This window comes from Fictibacillus sp. S7 (assembly GCF_004127935.1).
Classification (GTDB): domain Bacteria; phylum Bacillota; class Bacilli; order Bacillales; family Fictibacillaceae; genus Fictibacillus_C; species Fictibacillus_C enclensis.
In genome coordinates, this window is sequence record NZ_QJKL01000001.1 from 321,150 (window position 1) to 337,277 (window position 16,128).

The 16,128-nt window shown below is 44.1% G+C and carries 16 protein-coding genes; all 16 read left to right on the plus strand.

The annotated features are described in order from the left end of the window. Positions 1–44: 44 nt before the first annotated feature. Positions 45–1,877, plus strand: coding sequence for a molecular chaperone DnaK (dnaK, locus tag DMO16_RS01575; protein ID WP_061971193.1), 1,833 nt, complete (start codon positions 45–47; stop codon positions 1,875–1,877). Between the two features lie 183 nt (positions 1,878–2,060). Beyond that, complete coding sequence (dnaJ, locus tag DMO16_RS01580) at positions 2,061–3,179, plus strand: molecular chaperone DnaJ (protein ID WP_129474968.1); 1,119 nt, start codon at positions 2,061–2,063, stop codon at positions 3,177–3,179. Between the two features lie 27 nt (positions 3,180–3,206). Further along, the gene (gene prmA, locus DMO16_RS01585; RefSeq protein ID WP_061971188.1) at positions 3,207–4,163 is read left to right on the plus strand and encodes a 50S ribosomal protein L11 methyltransferase; all 957 of its coding nucleotides are present in this window, start codon (positions 3,207–3,209) and stop codon (positions 4,161–4,163) included. A 1-nt stretch (position 4,164) separates the two neighbouring features. Beyond that, positions 4,165–4,917, plus strand: a complete 753-nt coding sequence (locus DMO16_RS01590) for a 16S rRNA (uracil(1498)-N(3))-methyltransferase (RefSeq protein WP_129474970.1) — start codon at positions 4,165–4,167, stop codon at positions 4,915–4,917. Positions 4,918–4,922: 5 nt separating this feature from the next. Further along, entirely contained in the window at positions 4,923–6,275 is a 1,353-nt protein-coding gene (gene mtaB / locus DMO16_RS01595) for a tRNA (N(6)-L-threonylcarbamoyladenosine(37)-C(2))-methylthiotransferase MtaB (protein WP_129474972.1), read from the plus strand. A gap of 121 nt (positions 6,276–6,396) precedes the next feature. Beyond that, entirely contained in the window at positions 6,397–7,071 is a 675-nt protein-coding gene (gene deoC / locus DMO16_RS01600) for a deoxyribose-phosphate aldolase (protein ID WP_129474974.1), read from the plus strand. 114 nt (positions 7,072–7,185) lie between these two features. Continuing rightward, positions 7,186–7,359: a 30S ribosomal protein S21 gene (gene rpsU / locus DMO16_RS01605; RefSeq protein ID WP_007202240.1), complete on the plus strand. Its 174-nt coding sequence runs from the start codon at positions 7,186–7,188 to the stop codon at positions 7,357–7,359. A 15-nt stretch (positions 7,360–7,374) separates the two neighbouring features. Further along, positions 7,375–7,818 (plus strand): GatB/YqeY domain-containing protein, encoded by a 444-nt coding sequence (locus tag DMO16_RS01610; protein ID WP_061971179.1) that lies wholly within the window; start codon positions 7,375–7,377, stop codon positions 7,816–7,818. A 166-nt stretch (positions 7,819–7,984) separates the two neighbouring features. Then, positions 7,985–9,325, plus strand: a complete 1,341-nt coding sequence (locus tag DMO16_RS01615; RefSeq protein WP_129474976.1) for an NfeD family protein — start codon at positions 7,985–7,987, stop codon at positions 9,323–9,325. After that, positions 9,326–10,339, plus strand: a complete 1,014-nt coding sequence (gene floA, locus DMO16_RS01620; RefSeq protein WP_061971176.1) for a flotillin-like protein FloA — start codon at positions 9,326–9,328, stop codon at positions 10,337–10,339. It abuts the gene before it with no gap. Continuing rightward, positions 10,339–10,788, plus strand: coding sequence for a hypothetical protein (locus DMO16_RS01625; RefSeq protein WP_129474978.1), 450 nt, complete (start codon positions 10,339–10,341; stop codon positions 10,786–10,788). The genes floA and DMO16_RS01625 overlap by 1 nt, the downstream gene beginning before the upstream one ends. 106 nt (positions 10,789–10,894) lie before the next feature. Continuing rightward, on the plus strand, positions 10,895–11,182 hold the full coding sequence (gene yqfC / locus DMO16_RS01630) for a sporulation protein YqfC (protein ID WP_061971698.1): 288 nt from the start codon (positions 10,895–10,897) through the stop codon (positions 11,180–11,182). A gap of 21 nt (positions 11,183–11,203) precedes the next feature. Continuing rightward, positions 11,204–12,397 carry a sporulation protein YqfD gene (gene yqfD, locus DMO16_RS01635; protein WP_061971171.1) on the plus strand — a complete coding sequence of 398 codons (1,194 nt, stop codon included), beginning with the start codon at positions 11,204–11,206 and terminating at the stop codon, positions 12,395–12,397. Between the two features lie 5 nt (positions 12,398–12,402). Beyond that, on the plus strand, positions 12,403–13,371 hold the full coding sequence (locus DMO16_RS01640) for a PhoH family protein (RefSeq protein WP_061971169.1): 969 nt from the start codon (positions 12,403–12,405) through the stop codon (positions 13,369–13,371). A gap of 146 nt (positions 13,372–13,517) precedes the next feature. Further along, a complete protein-coding gene (locus tag DMO16_RS01645) occupies positions 13,518–15,656 on the plus strand; it encodes an HD family phosphohydrolase (RefSeq protein WP_061971167.1) in 2,139 nt (712 codons plus the stop codon). After that, positions 15,657–16,127 (plus strand): rRNA maturation RNase YbeY, encoded by a 471-nt coding sequence (gene ybeY / locus DMO16_RS01650; RefSeq protein WP_061971165.1) that lies wholly within the window; start codon positions 15,657–15,659, stop codon positions 16,125–16,127. Position 16,128: the final 1 nt, after the last annotated feature.

Here is a 16,128-nt window from a genome sequence, read left to right on the forward strand (position 1 = left end):
ATTAAGGCACTTAATATTACATATAAAAGTGGAGGGTATGTTACATGAGCAAAATTATTGGAATTGACTTAGGTACAACAAACTCTTGTGTTGCTGTAATGGAAGGCGGAGAAGCGACGGTTATTCCGAATCCGGAAGGCAATCGCACAACTCCTTCGGTTGTAGCCTTTAAAGATGGAGAGCGTTCAGTTGGGGAAGTGGCAAAACGCCAGGCGGTTACCAACCCGAATACCATCATTTCTATCAAACGCCATATGGGTTCTGATCATAAAGTGGAAGCAGAGGGCAAAGCATATACACCTCAGGAAATTTCTGCGATCATCCTTCAAAAATTGAAAAGTGATGCAGAGAGCTATCTTGGAGAAAAAGTAGAACGTGCAGTAATCACTGTTCCTGCTTATTTCAACGATGCACAGCGCCAGGCAACCAAAGATGCTGGGCAAATCGCAGGACTGCAAGTAGAACGTATCATTAACGAGCCGACTGCTGCTGCACTTGCATATGGTCTTGAAGAAGAGAACGATCAAAAAATCCTCGTATTTGACCTTGGTGGCGGTACTTTTGACGTATCCATCCTTGAAATCGGTGATGGTAACTTTGATGTTCTTGCAACTTCAGGTGACAACAAGCTGGGCGGTGACGATTTTGACCAAGTAATCATTGATCATCTTGTATCTGAGTTCAAAAAAGAAAACGGCATCGACCTTTCTCAAGATAAGATGGCGCTTCAGCGTTTGAAAGATGCTGCAGAGAAAGCGAAAAAAGATCTTTCTGGTGTCACTCAAACTCAAATTTCACTACCTTTCATCACCGCTGATGCAACTGGTCCTAAGCACTTGGAAGTATCCATGAGCCGTGCGAAATTTGAAGAGCTTTCTTCTGACCTTGTGGAGCGTACTATGGGGCCGACTCGCCAGGCATTGAACGACGCAGGATTCTCACCAAGCGACATTGACAAGGTTATTCTTGTGGGGGGATCTACTCGTATTCCAGCTGTTCAGGAAGCGATCAAAAAGTTCACAGGAAAGGATCCATTTAAAGGGGTTAACCCTGATGAAGTAGTAGCTCTTGGTGCAGCAATCCAGGGTGGAGTAATTACTGGTGACGTTAAAGACGTTGTTCTTGTTGACGTAACTCCTCTATCTCTTGGTATTGAAACACTTGGCGGTGTATTCACAAAGCTGATTGACCGAAACACTGCGATTCCGACTACAAAATCTCAGGTATTCTCTACAGCTGCTGACAACCAGCCTTCTGTTGACATTCATGTTTTGCAGGGTGAGCGCGAAATGGCTGCAAACAATAAAACACTGGGCCGTTTTCAATTGTCAGACATTCCTCCAGCTCCACGCGGTGTTCCTCAAATCGAAGTATCCTTCGATATTGATGCGAATGGTATCGTAAACGTGCGTGCGAAGGACCTTGGAACAAACAAGGAACAGTCCATCACCATCAAGTCTTCTTCAGGTCTTTCAGAAGAAGAGATTGAAAAAATGGTACGTGACGCGGAAGAAAATGCAGAAGCTGACAAGAAGAGACGTGAAGAGATTGACCTTCGTAATGAAGCTGACCAGCTAATTTTTGCAACAGACAAGACGCTTAAGGATCTTGAAGGCAAGGTTGATGAAGCCGAAGTAACCAAAGCAAACGAAGCAAAAGAAGAGCTTAAAACAGCGCTTGAAGGCCAGGATATCGAAGCGATTAAAACGAAAAAAGACGCGTTGAGCGAAGTTGTTCAACAGCTATCCGTTAAGCTTTATGAACAAGCTGCACAAGCACAACAGGCAGCTCAAGGCCAAGAGCAGGGCGAGAAGAAAGCCGATGACAACGTGGTAGATGCGGAATACGAAGAAATGAACGACGACGAAAAGAAATAATAATGTGATTTGGTAAGGAAAAAGTCAAAGTCAGGCGATCATCTTGGCTTTGACTTTTTTCCGTTTTGATGCATTTCACTTGCAGATGTTAAAAACAATTCACATATTTAACGATCTTTGTTGAAAAAAGAAAAGCAACAATGGTAAGATAATTTTTATGTGAAGATTCGGGAGTGGGTTTCTATGAGTAAACGAGATTACTATGAAGTACTCGGTTTGGATAAGAATGCATCCACCGAAGAAATAAAAAAAGCCTACCGCAAACTGACTAAGCAGTACCATCCTGATGTAAACAAGGAACCGGATGCTGCCGAGAAGTTTAAAGAGGTGCGGGAAGCGTATGATACGTTAAAAGATCCTCAAAAAAAAGCACAGTACGACCAATTTGGCCATACGGATCCTAATCAGGGATTTGGCGGTTTTGGAGGCGCAGGAGCTGACTTTGGCGGCTTCGGAGACATATTTGATATGTTTTTCGGCGGCGGGGGAAGAAGAAACCCTAATGCCCCGAGACAGGGATCAGATTTACAGTACAACATGAACCTCAAGTTTGAGGAAGCGGTTTTCGGTAAAGAAACCGAAATTGAGCTTCCTAAGGAAGAAACATGTGAAACATGTCACGGATCAGGCGCGAAGCCTGGCACGAAACCGGAAACATGCTCACACTGTAAAGGTGCAGGCCAGCTGAACGTCGAGCAAAATACACCGTTTGGACGCATCGTCAACAAACGAGTATGTCAGTACTGCAACGGAACAGGCAAGATTATCAAAGAAAAATGCGGTACGTGCCATGGTAAAGGGAAAGTAACTACCACAAAGAAAATCAATGTGAAAATTCCTGCAGGCGTGGATAACGGCCAGCAAATCCGCCTTTCCGGGCACGGTGAACCAGGCGTAAACGGAGGTCCTCCAGGAGACCTTTATGTGGTTTTCAGAGTTCTTCCTCACGAATTTTTCGAGAGAGACGGAGACGACATTTATTGTGAAATGCCTATTACCTTTGCTCAGGCTGCCTTGGGAGATGAAATTGAAGTTCCTACATTGCACGGGCGAATCAAATTGAAAATACCGGCTGGAACACAGACCGGAACTCATTTCCGTCTGCGCGGAAAAGGAGTTCAAAATGTCAGGGGACGCGGTCAGGGAGATCAGCACATCCAAGTGAAAGTGCTGACACCTACCAAGCTTTCCGACAAACAGAAGCAATTGCTGAGGGATTTTGCCGAAATCGGCGGAGATGTGCCGGATGAGCATGAAGAATCCTTTTTTGACAAAGTAAAAAGAGCCTTTAAGGGCGAGTAATGGATCATAGGAATGGAGTTGATAGAATTGAAATGGTCAGAAATTAGCATTCATACTACCCAGGAAGCGGTTGAACCAATCTCAAACATTCTACACGAAGCAGGTGCCAGCGGCGTGGTGATAGAAGATCCGGAAGATTTAATAAAAGAGAGAACATCCGTTTTTGGGGAAATCTATCAACTCGATCCTAATGATTATCCTGAAGAAGGCGTACTGATAAAAGCGTATTTGCCGGTAACAAGTTTTCTCGGTGAAACAGTAGATGAGGTCAAAGAAGCCATTAATAATTTAATGACCTATGATATCGATCTCGGCCATAACCATGTAACCATCAGTGAGGTAAATGAAGAAGAGTGGGCAACCGCCTGGAAGAAATACTACAAGCCGGTAAAAATTTCCGAAAAGATAACCATTACACCGACATGGGAAGATTATCAGCCGGTGAGCTCTGATGAAGTAATCATTGAACTGGATCCGGGAATGGCTTTTGGCACCGGGACCCATCCAACAACGGTCATGTGCCTGCAAGCCATCGAGAAATACCTGAACCCAGGGGATGAGGTCATTGATGTAGGAACCGGCTCCGGTGTTTTAAGTATCGCTGCGGCCCACCTGGGAGCGAAGCATGTTCAGGCATTTGACTTGGACGAAGTAGCAGTTTCAAGCGCCAATATTAATGTGAAACTGAATAAAGCAGCGGAAAAAATCACTGTAAAGCAGAATAACTTGTTAAACGGTATTGAAGGTCCTGCCGATCTAATTGTGGGCAATCTGCTTGCTGATATTATCCTGCGTTTTGTTCCAGATGCCGCAAGGGTGCTTAAACAAGATGGCCTGTTTATTACTTCAGGCATTATTCAAGGAAAAAAGAACGAAGTAAAAGAAGAGCTGAAACAAAACGGGTTTACCATTGTAGAAGTGCTGGAGATGGAAGACTGGGTAGCAATCATTGCGCGCAATCTTTCGGACTCGAAAGAGGTCTAACATGCAAAGGTACTTTGTTTCAGGAAACGATATGGGCGAAACCAACGTGACAATCACGGGCGATGATGCAAATCATATTGCAAAAGTAATGAGAATGGAAAACGGCGATCATATTATTTGCTCCGATAGTCAGGGCCGGACGGTGCTCTGTGAAATCACGGCGGTCGACCGGGATTCTGTCCATGCCTCTGTGATCGAAGAGATACAGGAACAAAAGGAATCTCCTATACAGGTCACCATTGCCCAGGGAATTCCTAAAGGAGATAAGCTGGAAACGATTGTACAAAAAGGAACCGAGCTAGGGGCAAAGGGATTTTTGCCTTTTTCTTCATCACGGTGTATTGTAAAATGGGATGAAAAAAAAGGTCAGAAAAAAATCCTGAGGCTTGCAAAAATTGCAAAAGAGGCGGCTGAGCAGTCACACCGCAGCGTCATTCCTGACGTGTTTTCGCCTGTTTCCTTTACAACTCTTTTGAAACAAGCAACTGATTTTGATTATAAAATTGTGGCTTATGAAGAAGAAGCGAAAGAGGGAGAGACAAAGCGGCTGGCTGAAGTCCTGTATTCCATGTCTCCCGGTTCGACGCTCCTTTGCGCCATCGGCCCGGAAGGCGGATTTAGCGGGCAGGAAGTATCTGAATTAAAGGAAGCTGGTTTTGTTTCCTGTGGACTTGGCCCCCGAATACTGCGTACAGAAACAGCAAGTTCTTATCTCCTTAGCGCTGTTTCCTATCATTTTGAATTAATGAGGTGATTGAAATGCCATCAGTGGCTTTTCATACATTAGGCTGTAAAGTAAACCATTACGAAACAGAAGCGATTTGGCAGCTGTTCCAGAGTGAAGGTTATGAACGTAAAGAGTTCGAGCAGACAGCTGACGTTTATGTAATTAATACATGTACTGTAACCAATACAGGCGATAAAAAAAGCCGTCAGGTGATCCGCCGGGCGATCCGTAAAAACCCGGATGCGGTCATTTGTGTGACGGGCTGCTACGCCCAGACCTCTCCTGCGGAAATCATGGCGATCCCGGGTGTGGACATTGTGGTCGGAACCCAGGATCGTGGGAAGATGCTTGGGTTTATTGAGCAGTTTAAAGAAGAACGGCTTCCTATCAATGGTGTCGGCAACATCATGAAAGCACGTGTGTATGAAGAACTTGATGTTCCATCATTTACGGACCGTACACGTGCATCCCTGAAAATTCAGGAAGGATGCAACAACTTCTGTACATTTTGTATCATTCCCTGGGCACGCGGGCTCTTGCGCTCACGGGATTCAAAAGAAGTCATCCATCAGGCGCAGCAGCTTGTCAGTGCCGGATATAAAGAGATCGTGCTTACTGGCATTCACACTGCGGGATACGGTGAAGATTTGAAAGATTACAACTTTGCCATGCTTCTTTCAGAATTGGATGAGAAAGTGGAAGGATTGAAAAGGCTTCGCATTTCTTCCATTGAAGCGAGCCAGATTACGGACGAAGTGATCGAGGTCATGAACCGATCCGATAAGGTCGTTCCCCATCTTCATATCCCGCTTCAGTCCGGTTCCAACACGGTTCTTCAAAGAATGCGCAGAAAGTATACTATGGAGCTTTTTGCAGAGCGCATTACCAAGTTGAAAAATGCACTTCCTGGTTTGGCGATTACTTCAGATGTCATTGTCGGATTTCCCGGGGAAACGGAAGAAGAATTTATGGAAACCTATAATTTCATCCGCGACCACAAATTTTCCGAGCTTCATGTATTCCCATATTCCAAGCGCACCGGCACACCCGCCGCACGGATGGAGGAACAAGTTCCTGAAGAGGTGAAGAACGAACGAGTTCACCGCTTGATCGAGCTTTCAGATCAGCTCGCCAAAGAATATGCTTCAGATTACGAAGATGAAGTCGTAGAGGTAATTCCTGAAGAAGCATATAAGGAAGAAAAGGGAACAGGCCTGTATGTTGGGTACACACCGAACTATCTCAAAGTCAGGTTCCCTGCAACCGAAGAGATGATCGGAAAACAAGTCCTTGTGAAAATTTCGAAAGCGGGTTACCCGTATAATGACGGCCAGTTTGTAAAAGTAATCGATGATCATCTTTCCAAAGAAATTGCAAACTTCTAATACCACTGAAAGTCCGGATACCCGGGCTTTCTTTTTTTGTGTAAACCAGGGTTTTGTATTTTAATGTCGGGTTTTGGTAAAATACATAGGAAGAGAAGAAGTGTAGAAAGGATGATAAAAAATGGCTGCATCAGATCTTGCTAAACTCATTGACCATACCGCTTTAAAACCGGAAACAACAAAAGAAGATATTTTAAAATTGTGTGCCGAGGCAAAGGAATTCGATTTTTTTTCAGTTTGTGTTAATCCGGTTTGGGTATACACTGCGTTTGAGCAACTGAAAGGTACAGACGTGGCTGTTTGTACAGTCATTGGTTTTCCGCTTGGTGCGAGCACCCCTGAAGTGAAGGCATTTGAAACAAAAAATGCCATTGAAAACGGGGCAACTGAAGTGGACATGGTAATCAATATCGGTGCTTTAAAAGGGAAAGAGTATGATCTGGTTGAACGAGATGTCCGTGCTGTCGTTGAAGCTGCAAAGGGGCGTGCACTGACCAAAGCCATTATTGAAACGTCCCTGCTTACAGATGAAGAAAAAGTAAAGGCCTGTGAAATCGCTGTTAAAGCTGGCATCCAATTTGTGAAAACCTCTACCGGGTTTTCCACAGGAGGAGCAACGGTAGAAGACATCCGCCTTATGCGAGAGACGGTCGGCCCGAATATTGGCGTAAAAGCTTCAGGCGGAGTACGCGACAGGGAAACCACGATTGCCATGGTGGAAGCTGGGGCAACCCGGATCGGGGCAAGTGCAGGAATTGCCATTGTTAAAGGCGTAAGCTCAGAATCAGATTATTAAAACAAAGCGGATTTTTGTTGACCATTATCAATTGATATATTATAATGGCAAAAGATATGTGACGCATTTCTATCACTCATGGTGACTGAAATGGTCTGGAGGGAGGGAAAGAAAATGGCAGAAACCCGTGTTCGTAAGAACGAATCCATTGATGATGCTCTTCGTCGTTTTAAAAGATCCGTTTCCAAAGATGGAACTTTGGCAGAAGTGAAAAAGCGCAAGCATTATGAAAAGCCAAGCGTTAAACGTAAGAAGAAGGCTGAGGCAGCAAGAAAGCGCAAGTTCTAAGAGAGGTGTAAGTTTATGAGTCTTCTTGATCGATTAAACCAGGATATGAAACAAGCGATGAAGGACAAAAACAAGCAAAAGCTTTCTGTGATTCGCATGGTGAAGGCATCCCTTCAAAACGAATCAATCAAGCTCGGGCACGACCTGAATGAAGAAGAAGAGCTCACTGTTCTTGCACGTGAAATGAAACAAAGAAAAGACTCCCTCCAAGAATTTGAAAAAGCTGGACGCAATGATTTGGCAGATCCTTTGAAAGAAGAAATTGCCATCATTACGGACTATATGCCACAACAATTATCCGAGGATGAAGTGAAAGAGATTGTCCTGGGAGCCATCGAACAAGTTGGTGCTTCATCAAAAGCGGATATGGGTAAGGTGATGGGAGTGGTGATGCCTCAAGTAAAAGGCAAAGCCGATGGTTCTCTTGTCAACAAGCTCGTTCAACAAAATTTATCTTAAATCGAACAGACGCCTTGAGGCTTAGCCTTAAGGCGTCTTTTTGCGTTAATTATCCTTGGTTTTTCCAAAATACATACTATACAATGGAGAGGGAACTTTCCAGATATTGAAACTTTTTTGTTGGTCAGTCGTATGAATAAAGGGAGATTAAAAAGGGGGGGAAACGTTGAGAATAATCCGGATGATATTCTTCCTTGGACTAATGATGCTCCCGCTGCTGACGGTCATCAAGCCGGCGGCCGGTGAAGGGAATGGCGAGACGGTATATGTAATTCCGGTACAGCAGGAAATTGAAAGAGGTCTTGAAGCCTTCCTTGAGAGAAGTTTGGACGATGCCGAAAAAGCAGGTGCAGACCACATTATTTTTGAAATCAACACGCCAGGGGGAAGAGTGGATTCAGCTAATAAGATTGCCCAGCTGATCAGATCTACGCAAATACCCACTACTGCTTACATAATTAAAGATGCTTTTTCTGCCGGAGCGTATATTGCATTGAATGCAAATGAAATTGTTATGAAACCGTCAACAACAATGGGCTCTGCTGCTGTAATCAATGCACAGGGCAATACTGCTGGGAAAAAAGCAGAATCCGCCTGGATTGCAGAAATGGAAGCGGCAGCAGAACTCAACAACCGCGATCCCAAATATGCAAGGGCCATGGCAGATGAAAACATAGAAATCAAGGACCTGGGCCTTGAGAAAGGGAAACTGTTAACCCTGACAGCCAATCAGGCGCTTAAGGTAGGCTATGCAGAAAAAATAGTGAATGACCGGCATGAACTGCTTTCGTATCTTAAGCTGGATGACGCAAAAATTACGGAAGTAAATTTAAGCCTGGCCGAAAAAGTAGCTCGTGTGGTTACAAATCCAATTGCAGTAGCCATCCTTTTTTCTGTTGGATTTTTGGGGCTCGCCATTGAACTTTTTACACCTGGTTTCGGTATTGCTGGCACCATCGGTCTTCTCTCAATGGGTCTTTATTTCTTTGGTCATATGATTGCAGGACTTGCCGGGTGGGAATCCGTCGCGCTTTTTGTGCTGGGTCTTGTGTTTTTGTTCCTGGAAATTTTTGTTCCGGGAGGCATTATAGGAGTGTTGGGGGTGGTTGCAGTGATTGCAAGCTTGGTCATGGCAGCAGGATCGGTAACGACTGTAGCCATTTCGATAGGAATCGCTTTTATTGTTACTGTAGTAGGATCTTTCTTTTTCCTTAAATATTTTGGCTATCGGGGACCACTGAGAAAACTGATCTTGTTTGACAGCACGAGCACGGAAAAGGGATACATTTCAAATGACCAGAGAGCGGATCTTACAGGGAGGATTGCGGAATCTATCACGCCTCTTAGACCATCTGGTACAGCAGATCTCGATGGAGAATATCTGGATGTTGTAACAGAAGGCAGCTTTATTCCAAAAGGGAAAAAGTTAAAAATTGTTAAAGTACAGGGATCTAGAATCGTAGTTAGAGAAGTAAAAGAAGATTTATCAGAAAAAGGAGGAGATTAAATGTTTTCAGGTTCCATCGCAACGCTTGTTTTAATTGGCGTTATTATTATTGTGCTTGCAATTCTATTTACATTTGTACCGGTTGCTCTTTGGATTTCAGCACTTGCTGCAGGAGTACGGGTTGGGATTTTTACACTGATCGGTATGAGGTTAAGACGGGTTATCCCCTCAAGGGTCATCAATCCGCTGATCAAGGCACAAAAAGCCGGGTTAAATCTTACGACCAATCAGCTCGAAAGCCATTACCTGGCGGGAGGAAATGTAGACCGTGTGGTAAACGCTCTCATTGCCGCACACAGAGCGAACATTGATTTGACGTTCGAAAGGTCGGCAGCGATTGATTTAGCCGGAAGAGACGTCCTGGAAGCCGTACAAATGAGTGTTAACCCCAAAGTAATTGAAACGCCGTTTATTGCCGGTGTGGCACTGGATGGCATTGAAGTAAAAGCGAAAGCGAGAATAACTGTTAGAGCCAATATTGAACGCCTGGTCGGGGGAGCAGGAGAAGAAACCATTATTGCCCGTGTAGGGGAAGGTATTGTTTCTACGATTGGTTCAAGTGAGAATCATAAAAAGGTTCTGGAAAATCCGGACACCATTTCGCAAACCGTTTTATCCAAAGGACTGGATTCCGGAACCGCGTTTGAAATTCTGTCAATTGATATTGCTGATATTGATATTGGCAAGAATATTGGGGCAGCACTGCAAACCGACCAGGCGATGGCTGATAAAAATATTGCACAGGCGAAGGCAGAAGAACGCCGGGCCATGGCTGTTGCCAACGAACAGGAAATGATCGCCAGGGTTCAGGAAATGCGTGCAAAAGTGGTGGAAGCCGAAGCCGAGGTGCCACTTGCCATGGCCGAAGCACTTCGTTCGGGAAATATGGGTGTGCTTGATTATGCCAATTTGACCAACGTGATTGCAGACACAAACATGAGAGAATCGATTGGAAAACAGGCGAATCCTTCATTAGGAGAAGATGATTTGCCGGGCACTAAAGGGAAGAAATAATGGATACCCTTATCAATCATCTTTTCGATGCCATCGGTGATTTGCTTCCATTTATCATTTTTGTGGTCGTGGGGCTGTATGGATTGATTAAAAAAGGTCTGTCGCAGCAGAATGATCATCAGCGACACCGGCGGGTTCAAAGGAGAACAGTGGAAGCTTCGGATGCTGCAGCTGCCCAGAAAGCAAAAATGGAAAAGACCGCAAAGAATGAAAAGTTAGAAGAAGTTTCTTCAGCAACAACGATGCTGGAAAGTTATCAAAACATCCAGATGAAGCCACGGTCATCTTCAACTTCCCGGTCCGGTGTCTCTTTAAACGACAGATACAAGGACCGAAGCAATGAAATTGTATCTTTTACGGTAAAAAAAGAGAATCTCGTGGAGGGAATTATTTGGTCGGAGATTCTTGGCAAGCCACGCGCTTATCAGCCGCTTCACAGAAAAAAATGAAGAAGAACCATGTGTCAAAGGGGACTGCATCTTATGCGGTCCTTTTTTTAATTTATGGTGATAGTTTATCTCACCCTTTCATAAAAATGAGATGAGAGGGGTGTTGCTGATGGCAAAGTGGAGGCAGCAAGTAACAAAATGGTTAGTGGAAAAACTTGATCTCCCAGCTGATGCCATGATGGATTTACCCCGCATTACGATGATTGGCCAGTTACATATCTATATAGAAAATCACAGAGGGGTTATGGCCTTTTCAAGGGAAGAACTAAAGCTTCGTTTAAAGCAGGGACACCTTGTGATCAAAGGTCAGGACTTTGTTATTAAAACCATTCTTCCCGAAGAAATATTGCTTGAAGGAACCATTGAAGGGGTCTATTATGACAAATCCACTTAAAAACCAGTACGGGAGGCCGCTATGAAAAAGGACTGGCTGGAGCCGATAAACAGTTATGTGAAAATCGAATTGAGAGGCGACGATATTGAAGGTTTCATCAATGAATGCCTGGCCCGGGGGATCGCAATCTGGAACATCGAACGGACAGTAGAGGGGTCAGTATCCGCCTGCCTTTATACCAAAAACATGAAAGAAGTACGGCCGCTTATGAAACAAACAAGGTGCAAGTTTCGCCTGTTAGAGAAGAACGGTCTGCCGTTTTGGGCAGTCAGGATGTGGAAAAGGAACGGCCTCTTGCTTGGACTTGCAGGTTTTTTTGTGGTTTTATTTCTGCTATCCAATATGGTTTGGAATATTAATGTGACAGGAGCAAATCCTAAAACAGAATACCAGCTTCTCAAAGCGGCAAAAGAATTGGGGATAAAAAAAGGCAAGTTTATCTTCCTTCTCCCCAATGTCAGACAGCTTCAGCAGCAGCTGACCAACGCCATGGACAATGTAACCTGGATCGGAGTCAGTCTGAATGGGACAACCTATAATTTTCAGGTTGTAGAAAAGGAAATCCCTAAAAGAAAGGAAACGTCATCACCAAAGCATCTGGTGGCAAAAAAGGATGCGGTGATCTATGATATGTTCGTTGAAAAAGGACAACCCGTGGTTTCCCCGCATCAGTTTGTCTATAAGGGCAGTCTCCTCGTATCCGGATATATTGGAAAGGAAGGGAAAACCAAGCTTGTCCCGGCCAAGGGAGTAGTCTGGGGGGAAACATGGTATACGACAAGCGTGACCGTTCCGCTAAAAACGGAATTTCAAACCTTTACGGGAAACATGGTAACGCAGCATAAAATAAATCTGTTTGGTCTCAAAATTCCGATTTGGGGCTGGAAAGACGAGGAATATAAAACACAAGAGGTCAGCAAGAATGAAACTCCGCTGAAATTTTGGAAATGGACACTGCCGATTTCTTATATAAAGAAGGAAATCAGGGAAACGGATGGCGTGCACCGTGTGTATACAAGTTCCCAAGCCATCCAGGCAGGGAAAGCAATGGCCAGAAAAGAAGTAAGGAAACTGCTGTCCCACGATGCGAAAATTAAGGGAGAAAAAATTTTGCGCCAGTCCGTTTCAAATGGTAAAGTAAATTTATCGATGCACTACCAGGTAATTGAAAATATTGCATCTGAACAACCTATACTTATCCAACAAGGAGACTGAGTAGTTTGTCAGAAACCACTAAATTACAGCGATTACAACTAGAAGATCAGGGAGAAGCCCTGGCGCTTTTCGGACCGAACGATGCTTTTCTGAATATTATCGAAGATAAGCTTTCAGTCACCATTGTCACAAGAGGCGAAGACATATCGGTTACGGGAACGGATGATGCCGTTCAAAAGGTGGAAGATGTGCTGATCGTGCTACTGGGATTGATCCGAAAAGGAATTCATATTTCCGAACGAGACATTGTTTATGCTGTTCAGCTGGCGGAACGGGAAATGCTCGATGAAATCACTGAATTGTATCAGCAGGAGATTACAACCAACGTAAAAGGCAAACCAATCAGAGTAAAAACACTCGGTCAGCGTCATTATGTAACAGCGATGAAAAAAGGCGACCTGGTCTTTGGGATTGGCCCTGCAGGTACAGGGAAAACCTACTTGGCTGTGGTTATGGCAGTAGCTGCCTTGAAAGAAGGAAAAATCAAAAAGATTGTTTTGACAAGGCCGGCAGTTGAAGCTGGTGAAAGCCTTGGCTTCCTCCCTGGCGACCTGAAAGAAAAGGTCGACCCCTATTTACGTCCGCTGTATGATGCTCTTCATGATTTGTTGGGAATGGAACATACAGAACGACTGATTGAAAGAGGCACCATCGAAATTGCACCGCTCGCCTATATGAGGGGAAGAACGCTCGATGAATGTTTTGTCATTCTTGATGAAGCTCAAAATACCTCTCCAGAACAGATGAAAATGTTTCTGACACGCCTTGGCTTTGGCTCAAGAATGGTCATTACGGGCGATTTAACCCAAATTGACCTTCCAAGAGGGAAAGAGTCAGGGTTAAAAGTGGCAGAACGCACCTTGAATGGCGTGCCAGGCATACAGTTTATTTTCTTAAAGCAGCTTGATGTGGTAAGACACCCGCTGGTCCAGCGCATCATTTCGGCCTACGAAAAGAACGAGGGTGGCAAGTAGAAGAAGCCTCAGGTTTATTAAATAAAACCTGAGGCTTCTTCTTTTTTTGCAGAGAAAAATTTACGCTTGCAATTCTGCTATACCTTCTCTGTCCAGTTTTTGTTAATATGGAAATACAAAGCAGTGACAGGCGGGGGCTGAATGTGATGAGCAATAATGTGATAAAACGGTTTAAGCTTAAAAGAAAGAACTCACCTAAAAGTTGGTCGATCCCGCTCTTTGGATTATTGGCCTTGATCATTTACTCGACTTTATTAAGCAATGTCACACCTGATACGGTGGATGCTGAGCCGTATTCCATTTCTCCTCGGGACATACAATCACCGATCACCATTGAAATGAAGGAAGACACGCTAAAAAAGCAAAAGGATGCGGCGGATAAGGTAGAAAATATCTATTCCTATGATCAAGACAGTCCGCTCAAACAAGCTGAAAAATCAAATGAAATCTTCAAGGCCATTGAAAAAATTAACGAAGCGGAAAAAAAGGACAAAGACAAAGAACCACTTACACTCGATCAGAAAATCGATCAAATCAAGGGCATGGTCGGCAACAATCAAATTTCACCCGAAGCTTATACTGCTCTGTTTAATGCATCTTCTTCAGAATTGCGTTCAGCAAGAGATTTGGCTAGTTCGGTTATCAATGACACTCTGAAAAATAAAATCAGAGTGGACCAACTTGGATTTTTTCGCGACCGGGCCGAAGATAACATCCAGCAAAATTCCAACTTTGCTTCTTCTTTAAAAAGTGCAGTAATCGAGCTGACGAGAAGCAATATTGTTTCTAATTATCTGCTTGATGTGGATAAAACGAAGCTTGCCAAGCAAAAAGCCATTGATGAAGCAGAGCCTGTGGAGATTAAAGAAGGGGAAATCATCGTAAGAGAGGGCGATGTCATAACGCCTGAAAAATTTAAACAGTTAAAGCTAGTCGGTCTGCTGGATAAAGAAGTTGCGGTATATCCCTATGTTGGATTGCTCCTTTTTGTTCTTATCCTGGTCATAGGCTTGTATTATTTAATAAGAGATTCATTTGCTGCCAAAGAGAGCAGCAAAAGGAAACAGATTCTCCTTTATATCATCCTGATGGCTTTTTCCCTCCTGGTGATGAAGCTGTCCAGCTTCATTGACAAAATGGAGATTACAGGAATCTTTTTTATCGTTCCTATTGCAGCAGGAGCGATGATGATCAAAATGCTCTTTAACGAATTTACAGCTATTCTTTCAAGTGTTTTATTTGCGCTGTGCGCCACATTGATGTTTAATGAAGGATCGACCGGTACATTTAACTTTCCGCTCGGGATCTATGTACTGCTGGGGTGTATTGCAGGCGTTATTTATCTGGGCAAGCGCCATTTAAAATCAAGGATACTGAAAGCGGGGCTTCTCGTTTCGTTTATTAATGTTGTATCGATACTGATCATTCTGCTGCTTCAAAACGGAAAATATTCACCCGTACAGATTGGAGTCGAGATTGGGTTTGGTTTTGTTTCCGGATTTTTGGCATCCGTGCTCGCGTTGGGTCTGATGCCTGTATTTGAATCATGGTTTGGTGTGTTATCCACAACAAGGCTGATTGAACTCTCCAACCCAAATCATCCCCTTCTGCGCAAGCTTTTGCTTGAAGCGCCGGGGACGTATCATCATTCCGTCATGGTTGCCAACCTTGCCGAAGCAGGCTGTGAATCTATCGGTGCGAACGGGTTGCTTGCAAGGGTGGGCTCATATTATCACGATCTTGGAAAAACAAAAAGGCCGCACTTTTTTATTGAAAATCAGATGAATATGGACAATCCCCATGAGAAATTAACTCCACAGCTGAGCAAGACCATCATTATTGCGCATCCGTATGATGGATCGGAGATGTTGAAAGAATATAACTTGCCGGCAGAAATTATTGATATTGCCGAACAGCACCATGGAACCACACTGCTTCAATACTTTTACCATAAGGCAACAGAACAGAGCGAAAAAGATATTCCGGAATCGGATTTCAGATACCCGGGTCCAAAAGCACAATCAAAGGAATCTGCTGTTGTAGGGATTGCAGACAGTGTCGAAGCAGCCGTGCGTTCTCTATCTAAGCCGACACCGGTTAAAATTGACTCCATTATTCGCAAAATTATCACAGACAGGCTGGAGGATGGCCAGTTTGACGAGTGTGAACTGACCTTTAAAGAATTGGATACGGTCGCTAAAACGCTAAGCCAGACATTGAACGGTATCTTCCATTCGAGGATTGAATACCCCGAACAGCAAATTAAAAAGAAGGTGGATTTATAAATGAGCTTACACATTGATTTTACTGACGAAACCGAACAGGTGACACCGGAGCAGGTAGAGGAATTGACCAATCTTCTCAATCATGCTGCAGCCATGGAGGAGCTGCCTGATGAAACCGAGCTGTCATTAACATTCGTGACCGATGAGAGGATCCACGAAATCAATAGACAATACCGGGACAAGGACCGGCCAACGGATGTGATTTCATTCGCCATGGAAGAAATGGGCGAAGGGGAAATTGAAATCACGGGAGCCGAACTGCCAAGAATCCTTGGGGACATTATTATCTCCGTGGATACTGCAAAGCAGCAGGCCGAAGAATACGGGCATCCCTTGATGAGGGAGATTGGATTTCTTGCGGTCCATGGTTTTCTTCACCTTTTAGGCTACGATCATCTATGTGAGCAGGATGAAAAACAAATGTTTGGCCGGCAGGATGAAATCCTAAATGCATACGGCCTGACGAGATAAC